At 61.7% G+C, this 22,175-nt stretch carries 5 protein-coding genes; 4 read left to right on the top strand and 1 reads right to left on the bottom strand.

Annotated elements, in window-relative coordinates; translation table 11 throughout:
• The first annotated feature begins 25 nt into the window (after positions 1–25).
• Positions 26–6,550 carry an NEL-type E3 ubiquitin ligase domain-containing protein gene (locus tag ACODSV_RS26755; protein WP_150095280.1) on the top strand — a complete coding sequence of 2,175 codons (6,525 nt, stop codon included), beginning with the start codon at positions 26–28 and terminating at the stop codon, positions 6,548–6,550.
• Positions 6,551–6,608: 58 nt separating this feature from the next.
• On the opposite strand, the gene ACODSV_RS26760 is transcribed toward ACODSV_RS26755, so the two are convergent.
• Positions 6,609–8,027, bottom strand: a complete 1,419-nt coding sequence (locus ACODSV_RS26760) for an amino acid permease (RefSeq protein ID WP_150054144.1) — start codon at positions 8,025–8,027, stop codon at positions 6,609–6,611.
• A 460-nt stretch (positions 8,028–8,487) separates the two neighbouring features.
• Here ACODSV_RS26760 and ACODSV_RS26765 point away from each other — a divergent pair, with 460 nt between their 5' ends.
• The 3 genes from ACODSV_RS26765 to ACODSV_RS26775 all read left to right on the top strand — a co-directional run bounded on the left by ACODSV_RS26765 (position 8,488) and on the right by ACODSV_RS26775 (position 22,066).
• Positions 8,488–13,713: a hypothetical protein gene (locus tag ACODSV_RS26765; protein WP_150054145.1), complete on the top strand. Its 5,226-nt coding sequence runs from the start codon at positions 8,488–8,490 to the stop codon at positions 13,711–13,713.
• A gap of 82 nt (positions 13,714–13,795) precedes the next feature.
• Positions 13,796–16,903, top strand: a complete 3,108-nt coding sequence (locus tag ACODSV_RS26770) for a transglycosylase domain-containing protein (protein WP_150054146.1) — start codon at positions 13,796–13,798, stop codon at positions 16,901–16,903.
• A 42-nt stretch (positions 16,904–16,945) separates the two neighbouring features.
• The gene (locus ACODSV_RS26775; RefSeq protein WP_150095281.1) at positions 16,946–22,066 is read left to right on the top strand and encodes a dermonecrotic toxin domain-containing protein; all 5,121 of its coding nucleotides are present in this window, start codon (positions 16,946–16,948) and stop codon (positions 22,064–22,066) included.
• The last annotated feature ends 109 nt before the right edge of the window (positions 22,067–22,175 follow it).

The raw sequence follows: 22,175 nt of genomic DNA on the forward strand, positions 1-22,175 counted from the left end.
CACTTATTGTGAAAGGTTCTGGCACATGTCGACTTACCCACTGCTCAATGGCTTATCCGGAAATCTGCAGTCCAGCGTTTCCTGGTCACAGCAACAAGCCCTTGAGCAGATCCAGCACAATGTGATTCAAGCCATGAGCAGCTTGACCCCACAGGAAAAAGCTCGCTACGCCGCCTTGCAACGCGATGCTCTCAAAGCACTGGTTGCGCTGGAAGAAGCGCAACAATCCCATACCCGTGGGTTCAAGACCGAAGGCCTTGCACAACTGCGTGAAAAACTCGGCGGACGCGATCCCGAGCAATACACCCTTTTCACCCTGTACAAAGAAAAGCGAGAGCAGCCGTTTCCCTGGGACCCACCACAGCGGCAACTCAGCCCCAAGGACGAGCTCCACAAAAGACACCGCCGGCGACGGGCACAAAACGACTTCCACTACATCGATCACCTCAAACACATGTCGCTGTGGGAGGCCGCTTGCCTCAACTATGGCTTCACCCACTCCATCCCCGGGGACTCGGGTTTCAGCCTGGTGGAGGCCAGCTACATCGTCGGGCCGGACAATGACAGAACCCTGAGTGTACTCACGTTTATCGAGGCCACCCGCGAACTGGACCTGGGCGGCCAGTTGCGCGACAAAACCCGTACCGCCATGGCCAATAACGGCCCAATGCGCCCACTGTTCGAGGATTCAGCCAAGGCCAGCCTGCTGTTTGACTTGATCGAAGCCTATCGCAACCGAGCTACCACCGGCGTCACCCTGGACCTCTACAACCGACTGAACGCCGCCATCAACGGCAGCGGCCCACAGTTGCCGTTCGATACCCTGAACCTGAGTTCCGGTATCACCCCCGTGATCTCGGTGCCCTTCGTTCCCTGGGACACCTGCATCCCCGTGCCCTTACTGCTGATCCGGGTGGCCAGCCTTGGCGTGTTGTCCTACTTCCCCTTTCGTCCCGGCGGGGCGTTGCAGTACCACGACGACGCCCAGACCGCCGAACGTGCGTTTCGCGCACAACTGCTGGAAAGCCACGCGAAGAAAGACCTGGGCTGGTTCTCCCGGCAATTGCCCTTGATCGGGCTCTCCGTGTTCAAATCGCTCATCGACAAAGAGCAACATCTGAAGGGGGCCGGCTGGTTAAGCGGGTACATTTACGAGGGTTTTCACCTGGCCTTCGCGCAAAAAAACCTCAACGACATACGCTTCAACACCGACATCAAGTCCGGTCGTGAAATCACCTTGGTCCAGGCCTATGCCTATCGGCAGATCCAGCACTTTCAGGCAAACCTGGACACCCTGGCAGAAACCCGCGCCGAAAAAGACTGGCAGGCGCTCAAGGACGCCGCAGCCGCCATCGCCGGTGAAGTGCTGCAACTGCTGCTCACACCGCTGCCTGGCGGTGTCACTGGGATGAACCGGGTGATGCAACTCACCGCCATGGGCAGCCTGACCTACAGCGTCGCTCAAGGTGTAAATGAATTGGCCAAGGGCGAGGCCAGCGGATTTGCCTCGGCGCTGGCCGATGTTTCGGACCTGGCGATCAGCGGCAAGTTGATCTCGACCGCCGGAAGAGTTCACCGCCTTCGCATGCGCCAGTACCTGGAAAAACTTGGCAACCCGCACAGGATAACCCGCGCCGACGGCACTCATGCCCTGTGGAAGCCGGACGCCCTTCCCTATGCCCACCGCAACCAACGCCTGGTCAACGGCATCGCCGCCAATGTCATGGGCATTTACACGCTCAATGATCACCACTACGCCAAACTGCGCCAGGGCGAAATGGACGTACTGGTCGAAGTCAAATTTGACGAGGTGCACAAACGCTATGTGCTCACCCACGCCAAAGACGGCTACACCCCACCGATTGTCTTCGAACCTGCGACCCAGGCCTGGACATTCGATCTGCACAACGTCCATACCCTGTCCAACGTCGAGTTACTGCAACGCATGCTGCCCAACGGCTCGTCAACCCTCGCCCCCATAGCCCTTGAACACCTGCTGCGCAGCACCGCCACCACTCGCGCCTCGCTGGACAAGGTCTGGCACGCCCAGGCAGCGCCGCTGAACCTGATCGAAGGGGTCAGACGCCTACAGGTCGACCAGGTCATCCAGCGAATCATCGATGACTTCCCCCAGCCCGGCCAAATGCCGGCCCATGCCGACAGCACGGTGTTTTGCCTGCTGACGCAACTCAGCGGGTGGCCGACCGACACGCGGCTCAACATCCACGACGCACAGGGATCGCTGATAGAGACCTACGGCAAAACCGAGCAAGCCCCACCCCGACCGCATGCGATCAACCTCAAGCGTCGCGACGACGGCAGCTACATAGCCCTCGACGACAAGGGCAGCGGCCCCGAAGGTAACGAACACCTGCTCCAACTCATCCTTCGCCAGCAACCGCGAGACTCGACCCTGGGTAAAGACGGCCAACCCAACGCCTCCGAGGAGGATCGAATCAACGCCGTGCGCCAACAGGTGGCGGCATTGGCAAGCAGCAACAGACTTACGCTGTTCTCGGCGCTGTTCGATTACTGGGGGGTTGAAAAAGGCGAGCTTGTTGCCGCGCCAGAGGCCAGGCGTTTTCTGCCCGTCAAGGTGTCACCTGCCTTGGTCACCGTCACACCCTTGCTGAAAAAGCTGCGCGACCTGAATCCGCCCATGAGCGCCGCCAACCTGGAACGAATACTCGCCGCACAGCCGTTGACGGCCCGCCAGCAGCAGGCTTTCCTCGCGGGAGGGACACTGCCCATTGCGTTGGTTGAAGTGATCGATCATCACCGTACCGCCTTGCGCATCGACTCGGTGATCGACGGCCTGTACAACCCGCGCGCCTTCAATACCGACACCGACCTGTGGGCCAGGGAGATCGCCGGCACACTGATCCGCAACACCCTCAAGCGGCCCTTCCTGGTCACTGATGTCGCCCAGGGGCAAACCTTCGAGCCCAGTGGGCCAGACGACCTCACCGTGAACCTGCGTTGGTATCCCGGCGGGCGCTACCAGGCCTACGACATTCGCAACGGGGGCGAGATCCCGACCTCACCCGACCACGACAGCTTCTACCTGGCCATCGCCTCGGTGCTGCATCCCCATGAACGAGAACGGTTGGGCATGAACAGCGTCACCGATGCCACGGGTTTGCGAAAAACCCTGGGGGATACCATGAGTGCCCGACGCAACCCAGAAGGGTTTATCAGCCTGGTCAATGGCTCGCTGGCGCAATACGAACACAACCGGATGCTGCCAGCGAACGTCAAACCCAGCGCCAACGGTCTGGTCAATGTCGAGGGCAAACTGTACCTGCCGCTGTCCGGCAGCCTTTACCCCGTCCAATTCGATAAAAATATCTACCAGTGGCGCCTGAAACACCCCAACAAAATTGGCGTCGACACGCCGACACTGGAACACAACGGCCAGGGCGCCTGGCGACTGGCCAGCGACAACCCCATGACCTGGGACAAACACCAACTGTTCCACCGCCTGGGGCACCAGAACTACGCGTTCCCCCAAGAACAGGCCAATCAAATCCTCGCCCTTACCGACACGCCGGAACATGTCCTGCGCCAGGTTCACCGCGCCGGCCATCCAGCACCGCCGTTACTGGCCGACAGCTGCAAACGTTTCAAGATCGAACAACAGATCCAGCACTTCATCGATGCGCTGCAGGCGGACCCCAACAGCAAGGATGCCAACCCGGAGCTGCAACTACTGGTGATTTCCGGGTTACCGGGGTGGCCGGACAACCACCGGCTGCAAATCATCAGCCCTCGGAACGAGGTGCGCTACCAGCACCCGAACATTGAGGGACCGAATGTCGAGACGATCCTCGTGACCGAACACAACTACAAGGAAGCCCGTCTGCTGAACGAACTCACCCAGCACGATACGGTGATCAAGGCCCTGCTGGGGGAGTTACCCACAACGCCGGCGGAACGCTTGTTCAAGCTGGTGAAAACAGTCGTCGAGTTTGTACAGAAAGACCGAAGCCATATCTTCAACTCGCTTTACCAAGAAAGTGAACACAGGCCCCCCAACGCGCTGCGAGAACAGTTCATAGCCAAGCACGCGCACCTACCCGGCAGCGTTGTCGACGGCATCCTGGGCCACGCCACGCCCCGCGAGCTCAAACAGTTGCAAGCACACGGCAAAGTGAGCCTGCGCCTGAATGAACAAGCCCGGCTGAGCGCGGTTGAAATACGTCTGAACCGGGCCTTCGAAGGCTTGTACCTGGACGGCCTGCTCAACCCGGACAGCGACAAGATCACCCTGCACCTGCTCAAGTCCGTACCCGGCTGGCCCGCCAACCTGCGCATCGAGGTACGCGACAGGCACTTCAACGGCCCCAGCATCGAAAGTGCCGGAGACCCGACGGGAGCGAACTCAAAAGTACTGATCAAAAAAGGCGCGGTCTACCAGGCCTACACCCCTCAGGGAACGGCACTGGCCTCTCCCGTCGGCAGCGGCAGCAACCTGTTGCCAGCCATCGTCCAGACCCTGAACCTGAGCGAACGCACGTCGCTGGGCATCACCGATGAATTGGACCTCGCACCGCTCCAGGAACACATCGCCAACCTGGCGTTGTCCCAGCGCGTGCAGATAAAAAGCCTGCTTGACCTGCCCCACCTGCAACCCTGGCTGCAACCTGCCATGGGCCTGGATCGCTCGTTCCTGGCCTACCCCGTGTGGAGCTGGCTCTGGCCGTTTGGTGAACGTGCGCCGGACCTGGTAGCCAGGGTCCAGGACCTCTACCCCCGGTTTGACGCCAGCGCCGCCAACGCCCTGTTACGCAACCTGGGCATGAGTGAACCCGATATCCTGATCGAGCTCGATCGCCGCCGGGCCGAGTTCCGCGCCATGGACATCGAGCTGACCCGCTGGAGCGACACGCCCCAAGCCGTGGATGCCGCAGAGACAGACCCGCTGGGCATGAACCTGGGCCGGCGCCGCCACATCGCCCATCAATTGCGTCGAGCCTGGAGAGGTGATGAACCCCTACGTTATGTAGAGCACCTGATGCATACCACTTCGCTGCAATTGCACCTCGACGGAAACAACCTGCCCCCCGCGACCTTTCTCACCGGAACGACCGGTTTCAATCATATTCAACACCTGAGAATCTCAGGGGACAGCTTTCCCGTCACCGGCCATGCGTTTCTTGCCAGGTTTGCCGGGTTGCGTTATTTGCATATCGATTGTGGGTTGGCCGAACTGCCCACCTCGATCACCGACATGGCCCACCTCACCCACCTGAACCTGAATGACAACGACATCCGTTTAACCGAAGAGTCCGTCGCCCGCCTGGGAAGCATGGTCAACCTGGAAAGCCTCGACCTGAGCTTCAACCCCTTGGGCATACCCCCCGACATCACACAGATACCCCGGCTCACCAGCCTGATCCTACGGGGAACCGGTATCAACCAATGGCCCGCAGGGGCCGCGGAACATGACCAGTTGCTGAACCTGGATGTGCGAGACAACCAGATCACCAGCATCCCCGAAGCCGCGTTTACCCACCCGAGGGCGCGACAGCGCAACCACTACACCGATCTTGTGGGCAACCCCCTTTCAGCGCCAACCCGACAGCGTATTGCACAATTCAATACCCAGTCGGGCGCGAGCATGCAGGGCGCGTTAGCGGACGCCACTGCCGTACCGCCGGCGATCACCCCGTGGCTCGACACCCTTAATCCAGTCCAGCAAGGCGCGGCAACAGACCTGTGGGCAGCGCTGCACGACCACCAAGGCGCACGGCCGGATGATGTGTTCAGTGTGCTGGCTGATCTGACCCAATCGCTCGACTACAAACAAGGCGGGCAGGTCAAAAAAGACCTGACCACGCGGGTCTGGCGGCTACTCAATGCACTGGGGGAATCCACCGAGCTTCGCGAGACGGTGTTCCTCAACACCTACGCCGCAGGCACATGTGGTGACGGCGCCATCCTGGCCTTCAGCAACATGGAACTCGAATACCGCATTCACCAGACCCTTTCCCGATACGACAAGATCCGTATCGACCAGGAGCTGCTGGGCCTGGCCAAACAAGTTTATTTCCTGAACCACTTGGATCAGCTCGCCGACGCCCACATTGGCCGACTGAATCAAGCATTGCCCAACCATCCCGAGCGTACCCTGCCAGACGCAGCCGAAATCATTCTGTTCTATCGGGTCAGCCTACGGACCGAATTCAACCTGCCCATTTATTCCGACCAAATGTTGTACAGCGTGGAGGCGTATGGGGTGGGTGACGCTGATGTGATCGCGGCCCGACAAGCGCTGCACGCGTTGGACACGCCGACCTTGCTGTTGGAGTCGTACAAAACCCGCGACTTCTGGCTCAAATACCTGGAGCGTCGGTTTCCCGAGCCGTTCCTGACGATCAAAAACGTCATCCAGTACAAAACCGAGCTATTGAACAGGGAGGTGCCCGACAAAAGTTCGGATGAATACTTGGAGAGACGTCAAGCGTTGATTGACCTGGAGAAGGCCGAGCGCCAACGCTTGATACGGCAGTTGACCGAAGCGGCGGTTCACGCGATGCGGCGTCCATAAGCGAGGGAACGTCGACAAAGGCTGGAGCGACAGGCTCGCTCCAGCCACTCATTCACGGCTAAACCGATTGCACCTCACCCTGTGCCGTTTGTGTGGGCTGCAATTTGAACACGTAGAACAGCACCGTCAGCAGCACCAGGAACACCGGGCCTACGTACAGCGCTATACGGGTGTCGGGGAAGTACGCCATCAAGCCCACGACCAGCACCAGGAATGCCAGCGCCAGGTACGAACTGACCGGGTACAGCCACATGCGGTACTTGAGGCCGGCGCGTTCGGCCGGGCTCAAGCCCTGGCGGAACCTGAGTTGCGCCAGCAGGATCATTACCCAGGTCCAGATCGCGCCGAAGGTGGCAATCGACGTGACCCAGACAAAGACTTTTTCCGGCACCAGGTAGTTGAGCAACACGCCCAGCAGCAACGCGAAAATCGACAGCAGCAACGCCTTGCGCGGTACGCCGTTACGCGAAGTGGTGCCGAAAGCTGCCGGCGCCTGGCCATTTTGCGCCAGGCTGTAGAGCATGCGCCCGGTACTGAAGATGCCGCCGTTGCAGGAAGACAGCGCCGCAGTGATCACCACGAAGTTAATGATCCCCGCAGCGGTTTTGATGCCCAGGCGCTCGAAGGTCATCACGAACGGGCTGCCCTGGGTGCCGATTTCGTTCCATGGGTAGATCGACAGGATCACGAACAACGCGCCGACATAGAACAACAGGATGCGCCAGAACACCGAGCCGATAGCGTTCGGAATGGTCTTTTGCGGGTTCTTCGCTTCACCGGCGGTGAGGCCAATCATCTCCACGCCCAGGTAGGCGAACATCACCATTTGCAGGGACATCAACACGCCCTGCACACCGTTGGGCAGGAAGCCGCCATGGGCCCACAGGTTGGAAATGCCCAGCGCGACGCCGTCATTGCCAAAGCCGAACGCAATGATGCCAACACCGCCGATCACCATGGCAATAATCGTGACGATCTTGATCAGGGCGAACCAGAACTCGAACTCACCGAATGCCTTGACCGCGATCAGGTTGATGGTGCCCATGCTGATCAACGCCGCCAGGGCCCAGATCCAGCGCGGTACATCGGGGAACCACACGCCCATGTACACCGCCACGGCGGTGATTTCCGCGACACAGGTCACCAGCCACAGGAACCAGTAGTTCCAGCCCGTGAGAAAACCCGCCAACGGGCCGAGGTAGTCCTGGGCGTAACGGCTGAACGAACCGGCGACGGGATTGTGCACCGCCATTTCGCCGAGGGCGCGCATGATCACCAGGATCGCCAGGCCACCGATGATGTAGGAGAGCATGATCGCCGGGCCGGCCATTTCAATGGCCTTGGCCGAGCCAAGGAACAGGCCGACGCCAATACAGGCGCCGAGGGCCATCAGGCGAATATGCCGTTCGCCCAGTTCACGTTTCAGCGGGCCGCCCTGAGCGGTCTCGCCATGGGGCAGGTGATTGCCAACTGGCATAGGGGTACAACCTCGTCTTGTTATTGGATTAAACCACCGACGCTCGACGCCACAGCGGGTCTGCCATGACGCCCTCACACCGGGCTCGCCTCATGGGCCAGTCCGTCTGGCGGGGCCAGATCAGCGGGGGTGCAGTATAAAAAGCTCAACCCAGGGTTTTTCACTCAATAAACGGCAAGATTCAGCGGGAACTCTCGGTAAAACCGCCTTTTGCGGAGGAGCATTACCTGCAAAGCGTAGGAATTGTCGTCATTTAGCGGTGCCGAGTATTGCACAACAATGGTGCAGCGTCATGCCCCTACCTAGGCCGTATATACCCCACCGAAGGCTCTGTTCCGAGCCTTACAGCCGATCACACTGAAAACACCGAAGCCGACCACAGGTACTGCGGAACCTTCGCGATATCCGACTTGGCGGCGCCCCTTCACGATGGCTGTTCACGATTGCCAGGAAGGCTCCCATGCAAGACACCCTCGATGAACTCAGGCAAGGCCAGGTGCTTCGCCAGGCCGCTGATCGTCAATTGATGACCGCATTGATCAGGCACCTGAAGACTGCCCACACCGCCGGCGTGGAGGTTCCAGAACACTCATCACTGGGCTGCTGGCTGCAGCTGCACCGCCAGGCACTCGAGCGCCCGAACGTGCGTGCACGCCTGCCACTGGACCTGGACCTGGCCAGCCTGGACGTGGAACCGCACGCCACGCAGTTGAAACTACCGGTGCAACGGGTGCTGAATTTTTATGGCTATCCTCACCCCCGGCATCGCGGGCAACTGAGGGTGATCACCCAGGCCCTGGATCAACTGAATACCTTCGCCACCTCCACGTCGGGCCTCAATGACCAGCTCGAGCGACTGGATCAGGACCTGCACCAGATCGCCGACAGCCTGGAGAACTTACTCGACGAAGACGATTTCAGCCTGTTTTCCTCCTATAAGACCTACCTCAAGCTCGACTCCGGCTCATTCTGGGCTAGCACCCAGCAAACGGGCGCAGCGTTACTGGCCGCCCTCACCACTCACCCCGCGTTCCTGGCCCTTGATCCGGTACAGGGCCTGCAACCCGGCGCGTATGCATTCGATCCTGCCACGCGATGCCTCAGTGGCAGGAACGCCTGGGGCACACCGGTGGATATCGGCATCGCACACTTGCTGCCATTGCCCGAGGAAGCCCGCCTGCAGCCACTGGTCGAGGTCGCCGAACAGCTCGGCACCTTCGTCCACCAAAGCGGGTTATTCAGCCTCGCCCAACTCCTGGGGTGCCATGACCTGCCGGTGCCCGACACCCCCGAAGAAGCTCGCGCGCTGGTCGCGACGCTGCGCCAGTCAACGCCACTGACGTTACCGCCGGTCAGCGACCTCGCCGGCTCCGATCTCGCGCTGATGCAGCACCTGCACTGGCTGGCCCTGGACCAGGACCGCGACATCATGGCCGAGGGTTTGAGCGCCCTGATCAAAGACAAACCCAACGCCACCATCCTCGATACTGCCCGCGTGATACTCACGCCCGCCTCGAACTCCGGCGCGCTTCACGGCGGCGCCATGCGCCACCCGGCCATCACGGTCCGTGCCGCCTGTGGCCCCTTCACACTCAAACAGCTGTTGCAGCATCATCAACTCGACCTGCCGGACACGGTCGGCGACGCCCAGGACACGCTGCAAAACCTGAAAATGAACCTGCCCCGGCGCCCCCCCTACGGCGACTACCACACGCTGCTCAGCCCTACGGCCCGCTCCCCGATAGGGCTGGGGAGCGAAGCACGAAAGACGATGGTTGAGACCGTCAATCGCGGGCGACCGGACAACGCCCCACGCCTGCTCGACAGGTTGTGCGACGCGCTGCTGCGCGACAAAAGTGCTGACGATGTGCGCCGCCAGGCCGACCACCTGCTCACACAACTGCTGGGCCTTGAACCCACGCGCCAGTTGGGCCAGCAATTGATCGAGGCACTGCACTGGTACGGGCAACACCCCGACGAACCGACCAACCAGACAAGCCTTGGCCTGCTGGTGCTGAGCGCGTTGATCCTCGACCTGGATCCCGCGGCCGGCGAAGGCAGTTACACCCTGGCCGGCTTCAACCTGGCCGCCGGCACACACTGGGGTCAATCCCATGCCGACCTGCGCCTGGGCCTGGAGTTGCACCTGGTGCGAGCCTGCAAGGTCTCGACCGCCGCCGCACCACTGGCGGCCCACCTGTTGCTGGCCGGCGGCGCGCCGGAATTCCTGGTGCAGGCACTGCCCGCGACCTTGTGCTATCGCACGTCGATCACTTGGATGACCTTCAAACAAGGGGTCATGATGGCGCAGGCCATGGCGCCCGGATCCGCGCCGCACATGACCTACGACGACATGATCACCCTGGCGTCCCAGCCGCCCGCAACCTTCCAGCAACAACGGTGGCGCGAATACACCGCCACCAGCACGTTGCTCGATTGGGCCATCGCCCAGGGCGAACTGCCCGAGCGTGAGAACGGGCACTACCAGGTGGACGAAATCAACACGCTGAAGCGCCGCCTCACGCAGCGCCTGCACGCCTTGAAAAAAGCCCTGATCACCTTCGCCAGCGAAGTCCCCAGCCGCCGTAGCATCGCCCTGGCCGACCTTAAACAGGTCTTTCCAACGCAACCGCTGCTGGAAACAGCCTGCCTGTGGCGCCCCGTTCCACCGATAGCCAGCAGCAGCCTGCGCTTCCCGATGCATCATCACGAGCGCAGTAACTACAGCCTGCATTCGCTGGTGGAACTGCACATGGATGGCCAACTGGACGACAGCCGATGGCAAACGACCGAACCTGAAATGGACCTGACACAACTGCGTCAATCGTTCGGGCGCCTGGGCAACATCAATGAGCGCTTCGACAACGCCTTCGGCGCCTTCATCGAGCGCATGAAAGAGGCCTACATCACGACGATTGAAGACCTCCTGGCGCAATTGCCCCTGGCCGATCGCGTGCATCTGCAACAGGCGGATTTGCAGCTGTTGGTGCTGAAAAAAGAGCCTGGCAAGGATCTCGCGCTGCTCAGCGCGCAGGAAGACATCGCCCGCACCGCAAGGATGGGCGTGATCCTGCGCGGCACTTCAGCCACTGCGGTGTGTGAATACGAGCTTTTCCCGCTGTTGAACCGCGCCCTAAAACGCTGTGGCCCGCCGCTGGTGTTCAGCGAGGGCGGCACGCCGATACCGGTGACCACCGGCGGCCCCCACTCGACCCGCCCGATCACCACACTGTTGGAGGGCGATGAGCTGCCAGTAGACTGGGAAGCCTATGCCAGCGGGCGCCCGCCGAGGCCAGGGGCACGTTCCAAGGTCATCGTCCACACGTTGTGGTCACTCAGCCCAACACCTGCCAGTGCGCCGCCGTTGGCGCCGCTCACCTATGGTTCGACGGTCAATCGCGCCATTGCCCAAGCCATCGTGCAACAGCATTTCTTCCTCGAAGTGGACACCTTGCGCCGGCACGCCCGGGGTTCGACACAACGCGAACAGATCCAACAACGTTGGGATCGATTGCTGGCCCGCCTCAAAACCCTCGTCCCCCTATGGTCCTGTACCGAAGACATCGCCTCCGCCGACACCCGCCGGGTGATCGACGGGGGTTATGCCTGCTTTATCGACCTGCTGACGCTGTTGTTTCCCACCCAACGCTTTTTCAAGGCCTCGCTGGCCGTCCTGAAAAGAACCGCGCCCCTGCCCATCAAGCTGCTCCAACTGAGCCGCTTGAGCAGCGCCTTCCTCCAGAGTGTCTTGAACCCACTGGAGGGCATTCCCGGCCTGTTCAGGCTGGCCCGCAGCGGGCTGATCCATCTCAGCGCCAGCGCACGCCAAATCATCGACACGGCCATCCGCCAGGTTCAACGCCTCACGGCCGACATTCCCCTGATGGACTACCCCAAGCTACTGGCCCGCGCCGACATCGGCAGCGGGACGGTACTGCGCGGCAGTGACTTCGTACGCGTCAACGCGATCCTGCACAGAAACCACTGGCATGCCTGCTACCCCTTCAGCACCCACCCGTATGGGCCACCGATGCCGAACTTTCGCTTGGACAGCGCCATCAACGTGAGCCCGATGCAGGCTGCCAACGGGTATCAGGCGTTGGTCAGCGAACGTCTTTTCACGACCCAACCGCTGGTCATTGCGCGCACCGATGTCACCGACCTGCTGGACGCCGACACCCTGTTACGCCTTGAACATCAGGTGCCAACTCACCTGGACGACCTGACCTCCCCCGCTTACTTCAAGGTCGCAGAAGGCTTCGAGAGCCTCTGCGCCCCGGCGCGCAACAAACGCAGCCCGATCCCGCTGGTTTGCTTCAGCAAAAAACTTGCGGCGTTCAACGCCTCGATCCATCAACGCCGAGCCCAGGCTGTTGAGCACATCCGCTTGATACCTGCGCCAGCCGTCGGCAGCCATCACCGCACATTGGTCTATAACCGCAGGGTGTATGAGGCAACGCCCCAGGGGACGACCTTCGAGTTGACGCCAGTGGTCATGGAGGCTCCGCTGACCTACAAAGCGCAGGTCAACGGCAAGCTCATTGACGAACCACAATTCGGCCTGCCCGGCGATCAACTGGACAACCTGCTCAACCGCCACACTCGCGTGGTCGAACTGGAGGGGCTCACTCAGGCTATCGATGATCGCCGGACCCTGCGCGCCATGGCGACTGACCTCACATCGACCCATACGCAGCTCATCGTGGAAGCCGACATCGGCGTGTTCTATGAAGCCATCGTCACGGCCACCGCTCCGACGTTGCAGTTCAATCAACTGGATTTCAGCCTGGGAGGTACGCACGAACAACGGATTCGCGCCTTCGGCCAGTACAAACTCAACTATTCAATGGCCGCGGGCCTTGTCCATAACCCTCCTCTGGTCAACCTGCCGACCCTGGAAGTGCTCTATGGGCAATTGGCCCGACGGGGGTTCAACCCGCAAAAAATCGAGCGCCTGCGCACACAAGCCAGCAGCTTGCCACCACTCAAACAGCGCGAGTTGTTGCTCAACGCCAGCGATCAAGGGCAACGCCTGGGAATGAGCGTGGCCGTAGCACCGATCCGCCTGGAGCACTGGCCGCTCTACACGGCTCAACCGGCTGCGGGCCCTGTGCAAACCATCAATCAGTATCTGGCCGAACAGGCCCAGGCCAGTACCTTGAGAATGGTCAAGAGCACCGGCATCGGTTCGGCCAACGTCACCGGCCAGGGCACAAGCGAGCTGACGCGGTTGTCTGTCGCGGAACCCTTGGTGATGTGGCAATACAGCCGCACCGGCCACCCCAACTACACGGAGGTTATCCTCAAGACCGGGGCCGGCAACTGCGACCAGATGGCCCACGTCGCCCACGCACAGCTCAGGATCAACGGCGCCGCCGCGCAGGTATGGGGCATGACGCCGCCCGCCCACGCATTTGTGGTGGTGGGCATACAACCCCCGACACTGGGTACCACCGTTGATTTCAAAGAACCCGGCTGGGCGGGGCTATGGATATGCGATCCGTGGGCTGAAATCGTCTGCCCGGCGGCAGACTACATGCGCCAGCTCAACATAAAAATGCATGCCTGGTTCCTTCAGGATTTTTCGGTCTTTTTCCAACACCAGGGTACCTACCGCTGGGGCAAAGCCAACGATCCGCAGTGGCTGGCGCTGCTGAACCAAAGCGTGAAGCGCCCACAACGCTGAACCGACATTTTTTTCACGCCGCGCCAGCAGCGACTAAGCTTCAACCAAGTCCGATCAATCTGCGTGAATGGATCAATCGACTATGGGCGCTTTATGGCAAACCGATTCGAAACCCGCTGCGTTACCCACCGTCAGCGCGGATCGACCGCCATTGCCACAAAGCCCCCGCTCGCGAAGGTTGTGGTGGCGGCTGACGTGGCTGGTGCTGTTGATCGCGCTGCTGGCACTGGGCTGGGCCGCCAGCCAGGAAATGCGCACCTCGCGCCTGCAAGCCGAACACTTGAGCGCCTTCGCCGCATCGCTGAGCTATCGGGTGGAACCGGGCGCCAGCGATGCCATGGTTTATCCGGGTGACGGCCCGTTCGATCGACGACTGGGCTACAGCGCGCTGGATGAATTCTTGCCGCGCCTGCTCAAGCGCAACTACCTGATCCAGGCGCAGGCGCGCTTCTCCCCCGCGCTGATGGGTTATGCCCAGCACGGGCTGTTCGTGCCCTACGCAGAAAAGGTCCAGGCCGGCCTGACCATCACCGATTGCCGCGCCGCGCCGCTGTACACCTTCATCTACCCGCAGCAACTGTATGCCAGCTTCGCCGCGATCCCGCCGCTGGTGGTACAGAGCCTGCTGTTTATCGAAGACCGCGACCTGCTCGACCCCAAGCAACCGACGGCCAACCCGGCGGTGGACTGGCCGCGTTTCGCCAAGGCAGCCTGGTCGCAGGTGGCCAAGCTGGTGCATTTACCAGGGCAAACGGCCGGCGGCAGCACCCTGGCCACGCAGCTTGAGAAGTATCGCCATTCACCCGACGGCCTGACCCTGTCGGGCGGCGAGAAAATCCGCCAGATGATTTCCGCCAGCGTCCGCGCCTATGAGCCTGGGCCGCAAACCCTGGGCAGTCGGCAGAATATTGTGCGCGATTACCTCAACAGCGTGCCGCTCTCGGCGGTCCCGGGGCACGGTGAAGTGCACGGCATGGCCGAGGGGTTGCGGGTGTGGTACGGCGCCGACTTCAACCAGGTCAACGCCCTGCTGGCCGGTCATGCACCGAACGACCTGGCCGCAAAAGGCCTGGCGCTGCGCGAAGTGCTGTCACTGATGATCGCCCAGCGTCGACCTTCGCATTATTTAACCAAAGGCCGTGAGGAGCTGGCGCAACTGACCGACAGCCATATCCGCCTGCTGGCGCAGAACAACGTGATCGATCCGGCGCTGGCCAAGGCCGCCCTCGCCAGCCACGTCACCTACCGCGACTGGCAGCAGCAGCCGACGATCCAACCGGTCGAGACCAACAAAGCGATCAACGTCGCGCGCAGCCGTCTCGCCACCTTGCTCAACCGCCCGCTGTATGACCTCGACCGCCTTGACCTTGCCGCCTCCAGCCCCCTTGACTACGCCCTGCAAACCCAGGCCACCGACTACCTCAAGCACTTGGCCGACCCGGTATTCGCCGGGCAAATGGGCCTGCTCGGCCCGCGGTTGCTCACCCCGCAAAGCACACCCCAGGTGCGTTACAGCTTCACCCTGTTCGAACTGACGCCTGACGGCGCACGCGTGCGGGTACAAACCGACAACACCGACCAACCGTTCGACATCAATGAAGGCAGCAAACTCGAACTGGGCTCCACCGCCAAGTTGCGGGTGCTGACCACCTACCTGCAAATCATCACCGAGCTGCATGATCGCTACCGTGCACAGACACCCGCCGAGTTGAAAAAAGTCACGGTCCCCGAACAAGACCCACTCTCCCGCTGGGCCCTGGACTACCTGATCCAGAGCACCGACCGCGACCTGTCGAAAATGCTCGACGCCGCCCTCAACCGCACCTACTCGGCCAGCCCCGGCGAGGCGTTTTTTACCGGCGGTGGCCTGCACCGCTTCCATAACTTTCGCAACGAAGACAACGGCCGCAGCCCCACCTTGCGCGACGCCCTGCGCGAGTCGATCAACCTGCCGTTTATCCGCCTGATGCGCGACCTGGTGCGCTACACCACCTACTCCGGCGAAGACAACAGCGCGCGCTTGCTCAAAGACGACAATGACCCGCGCCGCCAGGAATACCTGGCCAAGTTCGCCGACCACGAAGGCACGGCGTTCCTGCTCAAGTTCTGGAAAAAGTACCGCAACAAAGACACCCAGTCGCGCCTCGACACCTTCATGGACAGCCTGCACCCCACCGCGATTCGCCTGGCGGCCGTGCACCGCTACCTGCTGCCCCAGGCCAGCCAGGCAAGCTTCAACAGCTTCGTGCGCTCCCACCTGAAAAACATCAAGACCACCGACAAGCTCACCGACGAACGCCTCGACAAGCTCTACCAAAGCTATGGCCCCGGAGCCTACAACCTGCCGGACCAAGGCTACATTGCCAAGGTGCACCCGCTGGACCTGTGGCTGCTGGGCTACCTGCTCAACCACCCGGACGCGACCTTCAGCGAGATCGTCAAAGCCAGCGAATTCGAGCGCCAGGAAGTCTATAGCTGGCTGTTCAAGAGCCGGCATCAAAGTGCGCGGGACAGTCGCATCCGCACCATGCTGGAGATCGAAGCTTTTCTGGAAATACATGAGCGCTGGCGGGCCGTCGGCTACCCGTTCGACCACCTGGTGCCGTCGCTGGCCACCGCCATTGGCAGCTCCGGCGACCGCCCCGCCGCCCTCGCCGAACTGATGGGGATCATCCTCAACGATGGCGTGCGCATTCCGGTGCTGCGCATCGACAGCCTGCAATTTGCCCGCGGCACGCCGTATGAAACCCACGTGATCAACGACCCCAACCGCGGCAAACGCGTAATGCCCAGCGAAGTCGCCACGGCCTTGCGCGGCGCGTTGTCACAAGTGGTGGATGCCGGCACGGCGAAACGCGTGGCCGGCAGTTTCAAACTGGCTGACGGCACGCCATTGGCCATGGGCGGCAAGACCGGTACGGGTGATAACCGCATCGAAGCCATGGGCGCCGGCGGACGCATTCTCAGCTCCAAGTCGATCAACCGCACGGCGACGTTTGTGTTCTACATCGGTGAGCATCACTTCGGTACGCTGACCGCCTTCGTCCCCGGCGCCTCGGCCGAGCACTTCACCTTCACCTCGGCGCTGCCGGTGCAGGTGCTCAAGGGCATGGCGCCGCTGCTCAACCCGTCACTGCAGCCAGGAAACCGCTGCACTACCTATCTGCCCCCCACGGCGGGGCCAAGCTGAACACACTCATGGATCACCCCGAGTTTTTTCAAGGACTGATTCATGCCCGATTCATCCACGCTTGATACGCCCTTCAACGGCGCTCATTACGCGCACATCCGCGACGCCCTGCCCGAATGGCTCACCCAGGCCACACCCAAGCGCCTCGACTCACTGAAGGCGGCAGGCTTCAACGGCACCGCGCCCTATCCCCAGGCTTCGGCCCTGGCGCATCAGACACTCAAGACGGCGATTGCCGACCATTGGCACCGGCAAAACCTGCTGGACCAACGGCTCGCCGGGTTAAACGACGTGCATGCGTTCGCCGAGCCTTTGCTCAAAAGCGCCCTGCGTGCCGACTACGGTGAGGTGGATGTACGCAACACGTACCTGCGCCTGTACCTCGACGCCGCCAGGCCCTGGTGGACGCTCAATGTGACCGGCGCACAAACCAGCAAGACGTTGTCGCTGCTCGATGCCGCGCTGTTTAACTTCGCCGCTGACGAGACCTTTCTCGATTTCGCCTTCCTCGGCCCCGTGGACGCCCGCGGGCAGCGAGACGTTCTGTCGATCATCCACCGCACCACCGGTGCCCGGCTCACGGCCGAGCGCTTCAAAAGTATCTGTCGCGACCTGAATATCGGCCATCGCTATCAACAACAGCTCACCCAGGCCCTGGGGTTCAATAACCCAGCGCTGGCCCGCACCCTGCACAACGAAGTCGTGACCCGCCACCAGGCTGCGCTGAAGGCTGCCGCGCACCTGGCCTTGCTCAAGGGCGATCTCAAGCCCGACGCCCATGCCGCGATGCTTCAGGTGGTGGACGACCATCCAAACCCACTGCTCGATGGCGCCCAACTCCAGGCCCATACCCTCAGCATGATGGCGGTGGCCCTGACAGGTATCGTGCTGTTCAGCGCGACGTCGACCACCCGGGTGATCGCCTACATTGCCGAAGATCCCGAACACCCCCTCAAGGAATACCCGTCGCCGCTGGCTTTCATGAAGACGTTGACCCGTCAACTGCGTGACAAGGCCCGCTATCAGGTGTTTTTCAGCCAGTTCGTGCCCCATCGTGAGCGCGGCGCTTTTTTTGCCGCACTCAACGCGCGCCTGAGCCACATCCAATGGCATCAGAAGGACCGTACCGACAGCGGGCCCAGTTGGAAAGACACGCCGATTTCCGATCCCAACCTGCACTTCAGTGTGCAGCGCTGGCAGGATGATTACCCCCAGCGTGCCCCAGACCCCGCCACCGACACCCTGTGGAGTTACCTGTTTCGCAGCCAACTGAACAAGATCGTCAACGATGCCCGGGACATCGCGGTATCCACTGCCGACGTCGACCGTCACGCGCGCTGGGCCTGGTGGGACAACTTGGAACAGATGCTCTCGGACATCTTCAACGCGGCGCTGCTGGTACTCACCCCCTTCGTCCCGGGGCTGGGGGAATTAATGCTCGCCTACAGCGCCTACCAGATCATGGATGAGGTGTTCGAAGGCGTCGTCGATTGGGCCGAGGGCCAGGGCATTGAAGCCTGGAGCCACCTGGTGGAGGTGACCGACAGCATTATCCAGTTCGCCCTGTTCGCCGGTGCCGGCAAAATCGGCACGCTGGCACGCCTCAAACTCTCGCCCTTCGTCGAAGACCTGTTGTTGGTAACGTGTGCCGACGGTACGCAGCGCTTGTGGAGCCCGGACATCGGCCCCTATGCCCAACCCGATCTGATCCCCAAAGGCTCGACCCCTTCAGCCTCAGGCCTGCACCAGCATCAGGGCAAGACCCTGGTAGCGCTGGCCACCCACCACCTTGAGGTGCAATACGACGCGGCCGACGAGGCTCATCGGGTGATCCATCCCCAGCGACCACGAGCGTACCGGCCACGCCTGTACTTGAACGGTGACGGTGTCGCGGTCCATGAAGGCGAACACCCACGCACCTGGGAGCGCGCCCAGCTCATGCGCCGCCTTGGGCATCGGGTGCAGCCGTTCAGCGACACACAGTTGGAGCAGCTGCGTATCGCCAGCGGCACCGAGGAGGGTGCATTGCGCCGCGTGTATGTCTACAACGAACCGCTGCCGCCGCTGCTCGATGCCGGCCTGAAGCGGCTTGAAGCAGGCGAATCCGTCAAGGTTGCCAGTGAACGTATCCGTACCGGGCAAGCCTTGAGCGCCGACCCGGCCGCGGACTGGTTCGAACAAATGGTCACCGAACTGGAAGGCTGGCCACAGGACAAAGCCCTGCAAGTGTTTCTCAAGCCCGACCTGACCGGCAGCTCGCACGTGTATGGCGCCCCAAACGCCCTCCCCGCCGATACGTTGCGCATCAGCCTGGGCAAGGTGCTGTCCGGTGGTTTACCGGAACGGGTGCTGGGTTTTCTGGATAAAGCGGCAATCACCACCCTGTTGGGGGGGGAGGTGCCGGAGGCGCAACAGCTACACGCACTGCGCAACCAGTTGGCCGACTACGTATTGAGCCAAAGCCGCGATATCGCACCGACACTGTACCGCGCCCAGGAGGAGAGCAACGACCCCGCCATCATCGGGCTGCGCCAGGACCACCCGGACCTGGACCTGAGCCTGGCCCGACGACTGCTGGACACCGCCCGCCCAAGCGAGCGCCAGGCCCTGGCTGACAACCGGCGCTGGCCGCTTCGTCTGCGCAATCAAGCCAATGAATTGCAAGTAGCCACAGACGTCGCGCGCGCCTTTGAAGGCTTCTACCCGCCGGCATTGCCCAGCCCGCTGACTGAAACCCTGGTGCTAAAGACCCTGCTATTAAATACCGATGCACTGGCCGGGCTGCACCTTGAAATACGTGAAGCCAATGTCACAGGCCGCCTGCGCAGCCAAGTCGGTGAGGATACCGCTGGCACACGCCGAGTGTTGGTGCGCAGCAGCCTGGGGTACGCGGTCTACGACGGTGAAAGCCGGCAGTTGTACAGCCCCGCCAGCCTGTACGACGCCGTATTGCTGGCGTTGCCCACCGAACAACGAACAACGCTGGGCTTCGAGCCCGGCGAGAGTGAAGAATTCAAACACTGGTTGATGACCACCCTCCAACCCCTGGCCGAGCGACGCAAGGTCCTGGCCGAGCCCCAGACCCACCGCGTCATGGAGCGGTACACCCAGCAATTGCTCGGCGGGCCGGTACTCAGTCGTTGCTCCAGAGCGCTCGTGGAGACCCACACCGCACACGCCCGGGAAACCCTGCAACGCTTGTTTCCCACCTTGAGCGAACAACGGCTGAACCGTTACATCGAGGAAATACCCGCCGATCAACTGGGCAACACCCTGAATGAACTGACCCTGGAAAAACAAACCCTGCGCACCCAGTTGCGTACCTGGAAACAGTCCCCCACTCACTACCCTAAAGGCAGCGCCCAAGACCATGAACAACTGGCAAGGCGCAGGCGCCTGATGCATGTGCTTGAACACTGCTGGGGCAACCGCTTTGCCGAATACACCGACGATTGGGGCAGAACCCAGAGTGGTGCCCGCCTGGAATTGGACGGAATACCGTTGCCCGACTCCCTGCCCGAGCTGACCGCCAACTTCGAGCACGTGACGTACCTGGGCCTGAGCCAGAGCAGCGTCGGGCAGGCGCATTGCCGTTTGCTCAAACTCTTCCCTTCCCTGCGTTCCCTGGACCTGAGCCACAACACGCTCTTGAGGGTGCCGGTGGAGCTGGAGGCCATGCGCTTTTTGCAGAACCTGAACCTGTCTAACAACTCCGTGGTTCTGCGCACTGAAGACCTGCCGCGCCTGCGCAATTTACGGCGCATGCGAGCCTTTGCCCTGGACCATAACCCGTTGGAAACGCCACCGGATATCAGCCTGATGCCCAACCTGCGTCTCCTCGACTTGAGCTATACCCGGATCAACCAATGGCCCGCGGGCCTGTTTGCCCATGCCCGGAACGAGGCGTTCGACCTGGACCTGAGCGGCAACCCAATTACCGCCCTGCCCCCACTGCCGCCCGAACCTTCCGCAGCCGCCACCGTGGCGCGTACCCGCCTGGACCGAAACACGCTGAACGACGATCAGCGCGAGCTGTACGAACGCTACCGCACCGAGGCCGGGCTGGACCCCTATCGCACCTATGCCCCCCAGGCAGGCAGCGACCCGTGGATGGACGGTGCCGATGAAGGCACCCGCCTCATCCGCGAGCAGATGTGGGACGCCGTTGAAGAAGAGCATGGTTCCCAGGGCTTTTTCGAAGTCATCAAGTTCCTTGAGCCTCCCGAGTTTTTTCAAACCCCTGAAGACAGCCAACGCCACGCCGCCAACCAGGCCGAGTTGACGCAACAGGTCTGGCGATTGATAAACGCGACCCACGCCGACAGCGCCCTGCGCGAGCGGCTTTTCAAGATGTCGAGCTTCCCTGGACGGTGTAACGATGGCGGGGCGCAGATTTTCAATGAGATGGGCGTCGAGGTGCTGGCCAGCGAAGCACAGCGCTTTTCAGTGTCATTGAGTGAACTCGAAGGCCGGTTAGTCACCCTGGCCAAGGGGACTGCGCGCCTCAAACACCTAGGCCAGGTGGCCCAGGCGGAAATTGCCCGTCGCGTGCGGCCCAAAGATGAGGGCGGAGAAGGCTTGTCGTTCACCCCAGAGGACGGTGATCCGAGCCGCGTCGTGGATGAGGTCGATGTCCACCTCGCCTACCAGACCTCGTTGGCCGACCGGTTGGACTTGCCTTGGGTGTCGGACCACATGCGCTACCGCACAACAGGCAACGTCAGCCCGGACCAGATCGAACAGGCTTACACCAGCGTGCTGGAGTTGGGCCAGGGTGACGGCCTGCTCAACCAAATGCTCTTGGAGCCATACTGGGAGACCTACCTGCGGGAAACCCACGACAGTCTTTATCAAGAAAATGCCACCGCATACACGCAGAAGTTCTACCGCCTGGACGACCTGCAAGCCCTCCAGGCCCAATGGATCGAGGAACAAGAGCCGCTGCAGAAAGCGCGGTTCAAGGACACGCTGAAGGCACTGGCGCACGAACTGGAAACCTCAGAGAGCGTCGTGTTCGGCGATACACCGATAAGCGATGAACACTACAACCGCCTGCTCAACGACCTGGGCTACAACGAGAAGGAATGGATGCGCCGCCTGACACGCCAAGCCCTGGGCAGGGCCGGTACACGACGCAACCGAGCCCCCAAGCCGCAAGACTGAGCCCATGGCTGCATGGGTATCTGCACAACTTTTCAGCCCCCTGACAAATCTCCTTGTGGCGAGCGGGCTTGTCCCGCGTTGGGCTGCGAAGCAGCCCCAGTAAAGAAGA

The organism is Pseudomonas sp. FG86 (genome assembly GCF_057808775.1).

Bases quoted from the DNA above. Each gene is read 5' to 3' on its own strand.
- ACODSV_RS26755 (WP_150095280.1), top strand. From the start codon at position 26: ATGTCGACTTACCCACTGCTCAATGGCTTATCCGGAAATCTGCAGTCC.
- ACODSV_RS26760 (WP_150054144.1), bottom strand. From the start codon at position 8,027: ATGCCAGTTGGCAATCACCTGCCCCATGGCGAGACCGCTCAGGGCGGC.
- ACODSV_RS26765 (WP_150054145.1), top strand. From the start codon at position 8,488: ATGCAAGACACCCTCGATGAACTCAGGCAAGGCCAGGTGCTTCGCCAG.
- ACODSV_RS26770 (WP_150054146.1), top strand. From the start codon at position 13,796: ATGGGCGCTTTATGGCAAACCGATTCGAAACCCGCTGCGTTACCCACC.
- ACODSV_RS26775 (WP_150095281.1), top strand. From the start codon at position 16,946: ATGCCCGATTCATCCACGCTTGATACGCCCTTCAACGGCGCTCATTAC.